We start from the raw sequence: 11,534 nt of genomic DNA on the forward strand, positions 1-11,534 counted from the left end.
CGGGAGGTGACCGGCTCAGGAGACCAGAAGCCTGAAACGGGGGAACACCTCAGCACGGACCTCCTCCCACTGGCGGCGCAGCTCCCGATACCGATCCGCGCCCTCCACGGCGGGCTCGACCCGGGGGGAGACCTCGACCACCTGGTCCACCCCCTGGCGCGCCGAGGAGAACGCACCGGTTCCCAGGCCGGCCAGGATCGCGGCGCCGATCGACGGCGCCTCGACCCGCAGCGCGGGGACCAGCGGCTGGTCCAGCACGTCGGCCTTGATCTGGTTCCAGTCGCTCGATCGCGCTTCGCCGTCGGAGATGGTCATGGTGTCCACCCGCAGGCCACGCTCGCGCAGCACGTCCAGCAGCGCCGGGTACTGATAGGCGATGCCCTCGAGCGTCGCTCGTACGAAATGCGGCAGCCGGTGGTGACCGGAGATGCCGTGGTAGGCGGCGCGCACCTGGTCGTCCTGGACGGGAACGGTGGCTCCCTCCACGTAGGGGAAGCACAGCAGCCCGTCGCTGCCCCGCGCGATCTCGCGGGCGCCGGCGATGAGCTCGGCGTAGTCCAGCGCTCCGCCGAAGGTCGAGCGCAGCCACCGCAGGGTGGTGCCCGAGCCGACGGCGACCATCTCGTGCAGGTACCGGTCCGGCACCACGTGCGGCATCAGCCCCACGATGCCCGTCGGGTCGAATCGCGGCCGGGAGTCCACGGCACGCCAGCTCATCGAGCTGCCGGTGCCGATCGACACGTCGCCCGGGTCGATCACACCGGACCCGAGCGCGGCCGCCGGGTCGTCACCCCCGCCGGCGACGAGCACCGTTCCGGGGAGGAGCCCGATCTCGTGTGCGGCGCCGCCCAGCTCGCCGCGCGGCTCCCACGGGGCGTAGCGCACGTCGGGCAGGATCTCGCACGGGATCCCGGCGGCGGCGCACGACTCAGGACTCCACGTCCCCGTCCGCCAGTCGTTGAGAACCGACCGGGTCGGACCCGTCGGGTCGGTCCCGACGTCGTCGATGAGCCGGTAGGCCAGGTAGTCCTTCGGCTGCAACGCGTGACGGACCCGGCGCCAGACCTCCGGCTGGTGCCGCCGGGTCCACGTCAGGTTCGCCAGCACCAGTCCGGGAATCGGCAGAGTGCCCGAACGCTCGATCAGGGCTTCGCGTCCCAGGCCGTCGTACAGCGCCGAGGTCTCCTCGGGGTCGCGGCGGTCGGTCCAGTGGATCACCGGAGCCAGCACCCGCCCGGCCTCGTCCAGGAGGACGGCGATGTCACGCTGCCCCACCAGGCACAGCGCGCTCACTTCCCGCGCGCTGACACCGGCGGACGACAAGACGTGGGGGATCGCGCGAGCCAGCGCCCGGTACCAGTCGTCGGCGTCGTTCTCCGCCCAGTCCGGGTGAGGGCGGTGCATCGGGTAGGTCTGCTCGGAGATCGCCACGACGCCCTGCTCAGGGTGCACCAGGGCCGCCTTGAGCGCGGACGACCCGACGTCCGCGCCGATGAGGTACGTCATCGCACGAGACCCGGATAGGGCTTGGGCTCGGGAGCCGGCAGCGGCTCGGGCGCACCGGGGAACTGGGCGCGCCAGTACGAGGCGATCCAGTCGACCTGCTCCTGCGGCAGCTCCTCGACGTCGACGCCCAACTGCTTGATGGTCAGGAACACCTCGCACGCGCCCTCCACGACCGAGGCGGTGTGGAACGCGTGCTCGAGGTCCGCGCCGATGGCGATGAGCCCGTGGAAGCGCATGAACGTCGCGCCGCGGTCCTCCAGCGCCTCGGCGGTGAAGTCGGCCATCTGGTCGGTCTCGGGCTGAGAGTAGGGGGAGGTGTAAACCGGGCCACCGGTGGCCTCGACCAGGCCGGTGAGGATCGGCGGGAGGGTCCAGCCCAGGTTCGCCATCGTCATGACGGCCTTGCCGTGGGTGTGCACGATCGCACCGACTTCGGGGCGGCGCCTGCAGATGAGGGTGTGCATCGGCGTCTCGGACGTCGGGGCGCGCCGGCCGTCGACGACGTTGCCGTCAAGGTCGATGACGGCGATGTCCTCCGGCTCCAGGAAGTCGTACTGGGTGGAGGTCGGTGTCACCGCGAGCAGCCCGGGCTCTCCGGGGACGCGGACGCTGATGTTGCCCGCGGTGGAGTAGACCAAGCGCTCGGCTTGGAGTTTGCGGGCGTAGGCGACGACCTTCTGACGGGTGTCGAGCCACTTGGTGCTCATCGGGTCTTCCTTCTCGTAGTCGAACCATGGGTCGGGAAATGCGGGCAGTCGGGATCGCGGACCGCCGGGGCGCGGGTCCGGGAACGCGAAACTCCGCGAGTGAGGTGATCAGCGACGGCGGAACAGGGCACGCCGGGCCTGGGCGAACGCGATCCGGATCAGAACACCCAGGACGGCAGGGCGCAGGACGAGCCGCAGCAGGCCGGGAATGTCGTCGGCGTCGATCTCCACCTTGGCGGGCCAGGCACCCATGACGCCTTCCATCCGGATGCCGCCGTCCCGCGCGCGTATGCTGCGCGGCTCGAACGGCAGCTCGCCGATCGGGGAGCTGACTTTCACGGGTTTCCTCCGTTCGTTCGGGCCCAGTGGGCGGCGATGGCGCGTCCGGCCTGCGCGCGAGGCGCGATTCCCCGGGCGTCGAGGGGCTGGACGAACGTGACATGCGGGGCCCCTTCGGCCAGCGCGCCGTCGACGTTGCGGTTCGGTAAGGGCCCGGCGGCGAGGATGACCGCGTCACACGCCAGGTCCCTGGCCCGGGTCCCCTCGACGACGCGCAGCGTGTGCACGCGGTCGCGCCCGAGGACCTCCAGTCCCGTTCCTCCCGCGACCACCTGGTCGGCCCACGTGGGCGATCCGGCGCCGACGGCGGTCACGTGGCCGCCGGCCCCGCGGATCCGCTCCGCGATGTGCGGCGCCCACGGCCCGTCGCCCACGATCACGGCGCGCTTCCACAGCCGGACGCCGGTGCTCAGCAGGTGATCGGCCACGGTCGCGGGCAGCACTCCCGCGGGCCGTTCACCGACGATGTTCAGGTCGGAAGCGGTGGCGGGGCGGAGTCCTCCCGCGTAGAACAGGTGGTCGGCCTCGACCCACCGGATCGTGCCCGGTGCGGTCAGCAGCAGACGCCGGTCGGTCCAGACGGCGGCCGCGGCCCCGAACCGGAATTCGACACCGGCGTCGGTCGCGGCGCGGACCAGCTCGCGCACCTCGGGCTCGTCCCACCCGGACTCGCCTCCGGCGACCGGGACCCGGTCGATCAGCAGTACGTCGTGTCCGCCACTTCGAGCGAGCTCGGTGGCGCAGCCCAGGCCGCTCGGGCCGGCGCCGACGACCAGCAGGCGGCTCACGACCCCACCGTCCCGCGCACGGTGTGGCGCACGGTATCCGGCCCGCACCCGGTCGCCATCGCCGTGAGGAACGAGATGCCGGCCAGGCACAACGAGCCTTGGCATCGCCCGTAGCCGGCCCCGGTGCGCTTGCGCACACCGTCGATGGACGTCGCCGGGACCGGGGCGCTCAGCGCCGCGTCGATCTCGGCGGCGCTGACATGCTCGCACGCGCAGACGACCTGCCCGTACAGCGGGTCGACCTCCGTGAGCCGCTCGGGCTCGGGCGCGGTGCGCAGGCGTGGGATTCGCGGCAGCGCGGTGTGCGCGTCGGGCCGCTCGACCGCGTCCAGGCCGGCGGCCTGGAGCAGATCGAGGGTGTACTGCGCCGCGGCCGGGGAGATGCTCACCCCTGCCGAGCGGTCGGTGACGTGCACCAGGTTCGGCACGTGCGCGTCCACACGCAGGCGGTGCGGTTCGTCGCCGGCCGGGCGGTTGGCGGCGAAGGTCTTGATCGCGTACGCCTCGGCCACGGCGGGCACCAGCCGAGCCGCCTCGGCGACGACCCGGGCGATCGTCTCGGCATCGGTGGCCCGGTCGTCCGGGTCGGTCACGTCGGTGGCCGTCGGGCCCAGCAGCGCCGAACCGTGCGTGGTCGGCACGACGTTGATGCCCTTGGTCTCGGGAAGGTGGGTGCAGAACACGATCTGGCGCAGGGCGCCGGCGAAGGCCCTGTCGACCACGACGTACTGCCCCTTGCGCGGCCAGGTCACCAGCGGCTCACCACCGGCCATCCGGGACACGGCGCCCGCGCCGACGCCCGCGGCGTTGACGACGAACCGTGCGCGGTAGCGTCCGGCATCGGTGGTCACCGTGCTGGTGCCGTCGTCCTCGTGCTCGATCGCCTCGACCCGCTCGCGCAGCCGGATCACCGCACCGTTGGCGGCGGCCAGACTGACGAACGCGGCCGTCAGGCGCATCGGGTCGATGACGCCCTCGTCCGGCAGGGACAGGCCGGCGACCGCGTCGGGGGTCACCAACGGCTCCGCCTCGCGTACCTCGCCGGCGCTGAGGATCCGCACCCGCACACCGCACGCGGCCGCCTCAGCCCTGGTGTGCTCCAGCCGCTCGGCCTCGCGCTCGCTGAGGGCCACCATCAGGCCGCCGATGCGCCGGTAGGGCACGTCCAGGCGCTCGCACAGCTCCTCCCACAAGGGGTTGGAGGCGTTGATCAGCTCGGTCTCAAGCGTGCCCGGTCCGCCGTAGTACGACACCGCCACCCCGGCGTTGCCCTTGCTCGCGTGCTCCCCGACGTCACCTTCGGCCTCGAGCAGACATACGCTTGCGCTGGTGCGCGCCAGCCGCTCGGCCACAGCTGTGCCGAGGACGCCGCCACCGACCACCACCACGTCGTAGCGCGTAGTGGTCATCGGCCTCACCTCCGTCTCGAGATCGACGCCGGGCAGCGTCATCGCCGCGGGATCTGCCACCCGCGGCCGAACCCACCACCCACGATCAAATTATGTTCGAAGCGATGGATCTGAAGTTCGTTTCGAACATTACTCACTATCGCAAAAAACAGGCAAGTGTTGACATGTGAACCAGAACGATGTTCGATGCTCCGCAATACACCGAGGCGTCAAGGGTCGGGCAGCGGGGCCTGCCCCGCCCTTGAGATCTGAGTGCCTCGGACCGTTCGGCGGCCCGCACGACCCACGCGCCGGGCCGCAAGAAGAAAGTGGGCACATCGATGCAGACGCAGCCCCATCCGGACTCACCCCAGGCCGCACCGGGCCCCGGCTCCCCATTCGCCGCCGATGGAAGCAAGACGCACTCGGGCGATCACGGGCTCAAGCCCAACTCGCTCGGCGCGCCGGCGATCGCCTTCTACATCATCGCCGCAGCCTCGCCCCTGACCGGCGTCGTCGGCCTCGTGCCGATCATGATCGGCCTCGGCAACGGCGCCGGCACCCCCGGCGCGTTCATCATCGCCGCGGGCATCCTGCTGCTGTTCGCGGTGGGCTACCTGGCCATGAGCCGACACGTGGCCAACGCCGGCGCCCTGTACGCCTACACCACCCTCGGCCTGGGCCGCGTCGTCGGCCTCGGGTCGGCCGCGGTCACCGTCTTCGCCTACAGCTGCATCCAGTTCTCCCTGTACGGCGGCTTCGGCTACTACCTGTCCTCACTGCTGCACGACGCGGCAGGCCTCGACGTGCCCTGGTGGGTGTGCGCGATCGTCGCGATGCTCGCCTGCCTCGCACTGGGACTGCAGGGCGTTCACGCCGGCGGCGTCATTCTGGGCGTGCTCATCACCCTCGAGTGCACCATGCTCCTGACCCTGGGCGCCGGGATCGTGTTCAGCCCCGACACCGCCGCCGCGAGTGAAGGCTTCAGCCTCACCCCGTTCTCCATCCCCACCGTCTTCGCCGTCGGTGTCGGGGTGTCCGTCATGCTGGCCCACACGACGTTCATCGGGTTCGAAGGATCGGCCATCTATGCGGAGGAGGCCAAGAACCCCCGGCGCACGATCCCCCGCGCCACCTACTTCGCCGTCGTCTTCATGGCCTGCGTCTACGCACTGACCTCCTACCTGGTCATCAACGCCGTCGGCGTCGACGACGCCCAGGCCGTGGCCCAGAAGGAGTCCGGCAACCTGATCTTCTTCGTCGCGGACACCGTGCTCGGGGGCTGGATCGCGCACACCTTCCAGGTCCTGATCATCACTGCCTTGTTCGCCGCGATCGTCACCTTCCACAACAACCTCTCGCGCTACCTGTACGCGCTGGGCCGCCAGGGCCTGGTCTGGAACCGTCTCGGCCACACCCGCAAGGTCCAGAAGACTCCTCACGTCGCCGCCACCGTTCAGACCGTCAGCGCCGCGGCCGTGGTCGCCGGCTTCGCCATCGCTGGCCTGGACCCCTACACGACCCTGTTCACCTGGCTTGCCGGCATCGGGACCGTCGGCATCGTCACCGCGCAGATCCTGGCCGGCGTGGCCATCTTCGTCTTCTTCCGCCGCAACGACGTCGACAAGCGACGCTGGCACACCGTCATCGCTCCGCTGCTCGCCATCGCAGGCCTCGGGAGCATCCTCGTCCTGGCGTTGTCCAGCCTCGACCTCCTGCTGGGTGCCTCCCAAACTCTCACCTGGATCCTGATCGGCCTGCTGATCTTCTTCGGCTTCCTCGGCAGTGGGTACGCACTGTGGCTACGCCGGCGCTCGCGGGAACGCTACGACCGTATGCAGGTCATGCTCACCGCGGGAGAGGCCCCATCGGCGTCGGTGGCCGACGTCCGCAACACTTGATCCTCAACGAGCAGCCCGACCCTGCGCCTGCGCGGCCTGGCTCGAAGCCGGTCGCGCAGGCACCGCGCACCACACCACCCCACATTGCGCCCGACACGAAGACCGAACGCCGCAGGAGACAACACGTGAGCCTTGAGGCACAGCGCGCCCACATCCTCACCGGGCAGATGTACAACGACCTGACCGACGAACTGGTCGCCGCCCGCCAGCGGGCCGTGCTGCTCACCAACGCCTACAACGACAGCTTCGGCGCTCCCCAGGCCCACCGTGAGGCCCTCCTGCGTGACCTGCTCGACCACGTCGGTCCCGGCGCCCACTTCGAGCCCACCTTCCGGTGCGAGTTCGGCTACAACATCAGCGTCGGCGCCAATTTCTACGCCAACTTCGACGCCGTCATGCTCGACGGCGCACGGATCACGATCGGCGATAACGTCCTGCTCGGACCGCGCGTGAGCATCTACACCTCCAACCACGCCATCGATCCCGCCGAGCGCGTCGCCGGAGCCTGCTACGCCAAGCCCGTGACGATCGGCGACGGCGTGTGGATAGGAGGCGGGGTCACCGTCAACCCCGGCGTGACCATCGGCGACGGCGCGATCGTCGGCTCCGGGGCCGTCGTGACCCGGGACATCCCCGCACGCGTCATCGCCGCCGGCAACCCCGCCCGGATCCTGCGCGAGATCACCGAGCAGGACGCCACCGGCTGGCGCCCGGACGTCCTCTAGGTGCGCTCGACAGTTCCATGGGATACGTCGAGCCCAACCTGTGCGAACGCACACCTCGGTGTTGTGTTGTGCATGAACCGAACAGGATGCGAACATGGGCGGTGTGGTGACCCAGTCCTCTTCCGCACGCGAGTCCGAGCTCAGCCCTCCCCGATTGCGCACGCGCGAACGCCGTGCGCGCGTGCTCGAGCTCCTCGACGGCAAGGAGTTCGTGAGCGTAAAGGAGCTCGCCGACGAGTTCGGCCTCACCGAGATGTCGGTGCGGCGCGACCTGAACGCCATGGTCGCCGAGGGGCTGATCACCAGGGTTCGCGGCGGCGCCGGCCGCCCCGCGCACACCCCGACCTCCCGGCAGTACGCCGAGGCCGCTCAGCGCAACGCCGAGGCCAAGTTCAAGATCGCCCGTCGAGCTGCCGCCCTCCTCGACCACGCCTCGGTGGTCTTCTTCTACTCCGGGTCCACCGTTGCCCGGGTCGCCGCGAGCCTGGACGCGTCCGCGCAGACGTCCCTGACCGTGGTCACCAACTCCCTGCCGATCATCGACGACGTCAGCGCCTGGAGCGATCCTCACCTGGTGGCCGTCGGCGGCCTGTACCTGCCCGCCTACATGGCCTTCGTCGGCCCCCAGGCACTGGCCGCGTTCGAGGGGGTCAGCGCCGACGTCGCCGTCCTCGGGTGCGACGGCCTGAGCGCCGACGGGGGCCTGACCACACCGCACCAGCTCGTGGCCGAGGTCGGCGCGACAATCGTGCGACGGGCAACCCGGAAGGTCGTGGTCGCCGACTCCAGCAAGGTCGGGCGCCGCGGCTTCACTCCCATCGCCCCTATTGAGGACATCGACGTGCTCGTGACCGACGACGGCGCCGACCCCACGGAAGTCGCCCGGTTGAGCGACACCGGCCTCGAGGTGATCGTCGTCTGACGACGTCACCACCGAGGCGCGGATGAAGGATGGATGGGGCGAACGGTTGGGGGCGCTTCCTCCTGCCCTGACCGCTGACCTGGAGCGAGAGGTCTACTCATTGCTCGCGGCGGCGAGCCGACATCAGCTTGAGGACGCCGGCCGCGAAACCCTTCCACGACCGGGGCGGATTCCACACCTACCTCCACGAACTGATCGTCATCGACCGCTGTGCTTCTGACCTACTTGGTCGCGATCGGGTGGTACCGCACATTCACTGCGGCCGAACGGTCATCGCCGTTGAGTAGCTCCAGTCGGACGGGGGCGCCCCCGGGGTTGTCGAACAGCCGGATCCCGTCGCCGAGCAGCACCGGCGCGATGTGCAGGTCGATCTCGTCGATCAGCCCGCGTTCGAGAAGCTGCCGGCCGATCGTGGCCGAGAAGACCTCGAGGTTCTTGCCACCGGCGGCCTCCAGCCCAATCCGGGCCGCCTCGGCCACATCGCAGCTCAGGAAAGTCACGCCGTTGGGACGCTGCGCGTCTTCGGGATGGTGTGTGAGGACGAACACCGGCCCCTGCCACACGCCGCCGTAGATCCCGCTGACGTGAGGGTAGGCGTCGAAGCCATCCCGGCCTCCCAGCACGGCGCCGGTCGTTTCGGCGTACTCCTCGATGAGGCCGGGGCGGAACGAGATCCCGGTCATCCAGTCCATCGCGTGGTCCGGCCCCGCCACGAACCCGTCCAGGGACATCGTGAAATGCCAGAGCACCTTGCCTTCGGCGGTCTGCCGTTCCGTGTCCGTCATCTGTCACTCCTTGATCTTGTTGATCGGCGCGGTGAACGAGGTGTCGATGCTCCGCTGGGTCCGCGGTGCACGTGATCAGGTGCTCCCGTCAGCCGGCTTCGTTCGGTTCGACGATGGGCAGGTCGTAGGTACGGCGCACGCTGTTCCCCATCCGGCCGATATCGGTGCCGTACACGTGGAGGGACACGCCGACCGTCGCGCCCGAGTTGGTCACCCGGTGGATGTCGCCCGGAGGGGCGAAGCCGCTCACCGCCCCCGCCTGGTCGGTGCGGGTCCCCGTCAACAGCAGGGCTCGGCCGCTTTCGTCGAGGCTGAACCGCTCCTCGCACTCGGTACCGGCGACGACCGCGACGACGCACCACGTCGTGTGGTCGTGCACGCTGGTCGCCTGCCCGGGCCGGGAGATGAGCGCGACGACGGAGAAGCTGCCGTCGGGCTCGAGGTGAAGTACCTGGCTTCGGTCACTCCCTCGGCGTGCCCGGGCCGGGACCTGCCACAGGACGTCGTCGGCTGAGGGGAGCTTCCCGCTCAGGCCGGCGACCACGGCGTCGACCACGGTCTGCCAGTCTGCCGGGACCCGGGTTGTGGCACGGATCCCGGCGTACATGCCTTCCAGGGGGGAGGGAGTTTCCGGACCGGTCGCGGTAGCAGGCGAAGTCGGCTGCATGGCTTGCATCAGGTGTCCTCGTGGTTGGTTGATGTGACGCTAGGCCAGGCAGGTGGACCTGTGTAAGGTCCAGTTCCATGGCAGTCGAGTGGTCCGGTTTGACCCCGGACGTCTTCATCCGGCTCGATCGCCAGAGCCCCGAGGCGCTGGGTTCGCAGTTGCAGAACGCGCTGCGAACAGCGGTCCGGGAGGGGCGTCTGCAGATCGGCGAGCGGCTGCCGTCATCGCGAAAGCTCGCGGTGGACCTTGGTGTCTCCCGCGGCCTGGTCCAGGCGACCTATGAGCAGTTGGAGGCCGAGGGTTACCTACGTGCCTTCGGCGGCTCGGCGACGCGGGTCGCGTTCAGCCCGCAGGCGACCGTCGTCACATCACCAGAGGGCACGCCTGCCGCCAGGATGGAGATCGACTTCGCGCCGGGACGCCCCGACCTGAACAGCTTCCCGGCACGCGACTGGTTGTGGGCATGCGGGGAGGCCACCCGTACGGCCTCCGCCCGTGACATGGGGTACGGCGATCCCCGGGGCTCGATCACGCTGCGAGAGGTCATCGCGTCGTACCTGCGACGGGTTCGCGGAGCGTTCGCAGGCGCGGATGACGTGGTGATCTGTAGCGGGTTCACCCAGGGCGCCGCCCTCACCCTGGCCGCACTGCGAGCCGCGGGCACCACCTCCGTCGCCGTCGAGGACCCGGGCCACCTGGACATGCCGGTCCTCGTCCGCCGGGCAGGCCTGAACCCGGTCTTCATCCCCGTCGACGACCGCGGCCTGGTCGTCGACGAGCTCGCCAGGACGAAAGCGACCGCGGTCATCGTCATGCCGGCCCACCAGACCCCGACCGGTGTGGTCCTCGCCCCCGACCGGCGGTTGGCACTGCTGCAGTGGGCTGAGCAGGTGAACGGGGTGGTGATCGAGGACGACTACGACTCGGAGTTCCGCTACGACAAGCAACCCGTCGGATCGCTCCAGGGCCTCGCGGCGGATCGAGTCGTGAGCATCGGATCGGTCAGCAAGTCTCTCGCTCCCGCGATCAGACTGGGGTGGGTGCTGGCTTCACGGCACCTGAGTGCATGGATCGCCGAGGAGAAACACCGGTGCGACCGCTGCTCGCCGACACTCGACCAGCTCGCCCTGGCTCGGCTGATCGAGTCGGGCCGGTTCGATCGCCATCTACGCCGCATGCGCGGCGTCTATGCCGCACGACGCAACACACTGGTCGAAGCGATCGGCGAGCACGCTCCCAACCTCGTGCTGACCGGCCTCGCCGCCGGCTTCCACGCCGTCGCCAAGATCCCCGAGGGAGCCGACGAGGCGGAGATCATCGATGCGGCGGCACAACGCTCGGTGGGGCTGCAGGGGCTCGGTCGATACCGATCACCGGCCCGGGACGGACCGCCGGGAATCGTGTTCGGCTTCGGCGACGTCAACGAGGACGCGATCAGACGCGGGATCGCGGCCATCGGCGACCTGCTACGGCAGGGATAACGTTGGACGACGACCGCACCCGTGAGCCTGCTGGCCGTGATCGCCGCGGTCGTGTCCCACCGGCAGATGCATGAACTGGCGTTGCGGCAGGGCGAAAGTGAGCTGGGAGCGGCCCTCATGCCGTTGGCGCTAGCGGTGTCGGGCGTAATCCTGACGGTGGTCGGAATCCTTGGCATTTTTCCGTTGGCCTTCCGATCCTCGGCGCAGGTGTGCTGGCCTTGGCCGCTGCTGCGCATTCGCAGCAAGATCGACGTTGACGCCCTGAGTCATACTCAGACGACTATCTGTGAACAGTCCGACCGCTTCCGGTCACGCCGCTGACCGC

12 protein-coding genes are annotated in these 11,534 nt (G+C 69.8%); 5 read left to right on the plus strand and 7 right to left on the minus strand.

From position 1 onward, the window contains the following. Nucleotides 1-15: 15 nt before the first annotated feature. The 5 genes from HHX40_RS29815 to HHX40_RS29835 all read right to left on the minus strand — a co-directional run bounded on the left by HHX40_RS29815 (nucleotide 16) and on the right by HHX40_RS29835 (nucleotide 4,749). Complete coding sequence (locus tag HHX40_RS29815; protein ID WP_182883245.1) at nucleotides 16-1,506, minus strand: xylulokinase; 1,491 nt, start codon at nucleotides 1,504-1,506, stop codon at nucleotides 16-18. Then, nucleotides 1,503-2,213: a class II aldolase/adducin family protein gene (locus HHX40_RS29820; protein ID WP_182883246.1), complete on the minus strand. Its 711-nt coding sequence runs from the start codon at nucleotides 2,211-2,213 to the stop codon at nucleotides 1,503-1,505. The genes HHX40_RS29815 and HHX40_RS29820 overlap by 4 nt, the downstream gene beginning before the upstream one ends. A gap of 108 nt (nucleotides 2,214-2,321) precedes the next feature. Then, entirely contained in the window at nucleotides 2,322-2,552 is a 231-nt protein-coding gene (locus HHX40_RS29825) for a hypothetical protein (RefSeq protein ID WP_182883247.1), read from the minus strand. Then, nucleotides 2,549-3,340, minus strand: a complete 792-nt coding sequence (locus tag HHX40_RS29830) for an FAD-dependent oxidoreductase (RefSeq protein WP_182883248.1) — start codon at nucleotides 3,338-3,340, stop codon at nucleotides 2,549-2,551. The genes HHX40_RS29825 and HHX40_RS29830 overlap by 4 nt, the downstream gene beginning before the upstream one ends. Continuing rightward, the gene (locus HHX40_RS29835; RefSeq protein ID WP_182883249.1) at nucleotides 3,337-4,749 is read right to left on the minus strand and encodes an NAD(P)/FAD-dependent oxidoreductase; all 1,413 of its coding nucleotides are present in this window, start codon (nucleotides 4,747-4,749) and stop codon (nucleotides 3,337-3,339) included. Before HHX40_RS29835 ends, HHX40_RS29830 begins: the two co-directional genes overlap by 4 nt. Before the next feature lie 320 nt (nucleotides 4,750-5,069). On the opposite strand from HHX40_RS29835, the gene HHX40_RS29840 reads away from it, so the two are divergent. The 3 genes from HHX40_RS29840 to HHX40_RS29850 all read left to right on the plus strand — a co-directional run bounded on the left by HHX40_RS29840 (nucleotide 5,070) and on the right by HHX40_RS29850 (nucleotide 8,276). Beyond that, the gene (locus tag HHX40_RS29840; RefSeq protein ID WP_182883250.1) at nucleotides 5,070-6,629 is read left to right on the plus strand and encodes an APC family permease; all 1,560 of its coding nucleotides are present in this window, start codon (nucleotides 5,070-5,072) and stop codon (nucleotides 6,627-6,629) included. Between the two features lie 125 nt (nucleotides 6,630-6,754). Next, entirely contained in the window at nucleotides 6,755-7,354 is a 600-nt protein-coding gene (locus tag HHX40_RS29845; protein ID WP_182883251.1) for a sugar O-acetyltransferase, read from the plus strand. Between the two features lie 94 nt (nucleotides 7,355-7,448). After that, nucleotides 7,449-8,276 carry a DeoR/GlpR family DNA-binding transcription regulator gene (locus HHX40_RS29850; protein WP_259404039.1) on the plus strand — a complete coding sequence of 276 codons (828 nt, stop codon included), beginning with the start codon at nucleotides 7,449-7,451 and terminating at the stop codon, nucleotides 8,274-8,276. Between the two features lie 221 nt (nucleotides 8,277-8,497). Here HHX40_RS29850 and HHX40_RS29855 read toward each other — a convergent pair whose 3' ends face one another. Then, entirely contained in the window at nucleotides 8,498-9,061 is a 564-nt protein-coding gene (locus HHX40_RS29855) for a dihydrofolate reductase family protein (RefSeq protein WP_182883253.1), read from the minus strand. 88 nt (nucleotides 9,062-9,149) lie between these two features. Continuing rightward, complete coding sequence (locus HHX40_RS29860) at nucleotides 9,150-9,668, minus strand: cysteine dioxygenase family protein (RefSeq protein WP_182883254.1); 519 nt, start codon at nucleotides 9,666-9,668, stop codon at nucleotides 9,150-9,152. Between the two features lie 137 nt (nucleotides 9,669-9,805). Here HHX40_RS29860 and HHX40_RS29865 point away from each other — a divergent pair, with 137 nt between their 5' ends. Both HHX40_RS29865 and HHX40_RS29870 read left to right on the plus strand, forming a co-directional pair. Continuing rightward, the gene (locus HHX40_RS29865) at nucleotides 9,806-11,209 is read left to right on the plus strand and encodes a PLP-dependent aminotransferase family protein (RefSeq protein ID WP_182883255.1); all 1,404 of its coding nucleotides are present in this window, start codon (nucleotides 9,806-9,808) and stop codon (nucleotides 11,207-11,209) included. 21 nt (nucleotides 11,210-11,230) lie between these two features. Continuing rightward, the gene (locus tag HHX40_RS29870) at nucleotides 11,231-11,530 is read left to right on the plus strand and encodes a DUF2637 domain-containing protein (protein ID WP_182883256.1); all 300 of its coding nucleotides are present in this window, start codon (nucleotides 11,231-11,233) and stop codon (nucleotides 11,528-11,530) included. Nucleotides 11,531-11,534 lie beyond the last annotated feature (4 nt).

Origin of the sequence: Microbispora sp. H10949, from assembly GCF_014161435.1 — a bacterium.
Taxonomy (GTDB): Bacteria; Actinomycetota; Actinomycetes; order Streptosporangiales; family Streptosporangiaceae; genus Microbispora; species Microbispora triticiradicis.

Bases quoted from the DNA above. Each gene is read 5' to 3' on its own strand.
- HHX40_RS29815 (WP_182883245.1), bottom strand. From the start codon at position 1,506: ATGACGTACCTCATCGGCGCGGACGTCGGGTCGTCCGCGCTCAAGGCG.
- HHX40_RS29820 (WP_182883246.1), bottom strand. From the start codon at position 2,213: ATGAGCACCAAGTGGCTCGACACCCGTCAGAAGGTCGTCGCCTACGCC.
- HHX40_RS29835 (WP_182883249.1), bottom strand. From the start codon at position 4,749: ATGACCACTACGCGCTACGACGTGGTGGTGGTCGGTGGCGGCGTCCTC.
- HHX40_RS29840 (WP_182883250.1), top strand. From the start codon at position 5,070: ATGCAGACGCAGCCCCATCCGGACTCACCCCAGGCCGCACCGGGCCCC.
- HHX40_RS29850 (WP_259404039.1), top strand. From the start codon at position 7,449: ATGGGCGGTGTGGTGACCCAGTCCTCTTCCGCACGCGAGTCCGAGCTC.
- HHX40_RS29855 (WP_182883253.1), bottom strand. From the start codon at position 9,061: ATGACGGACACGGAACGGCAGACCGCCGAAGGCAAGGTGCTCTGGCAT.
- HHX40_RS29860 (WP_182883254.1), bottom strand. From the start codon at position 9,668: ATGTACGCCGGGATCCGTGCCACAACCCGGGTCCCGGCAGACTGGCAG.
- HHX40_RS29865 (WP_182883255.1), top strand. From the start codon at position 9,806: ATGGCAGTCGAGTGGTCCGGTTTGACCCCGGACGTCTTCATCCGGCTC.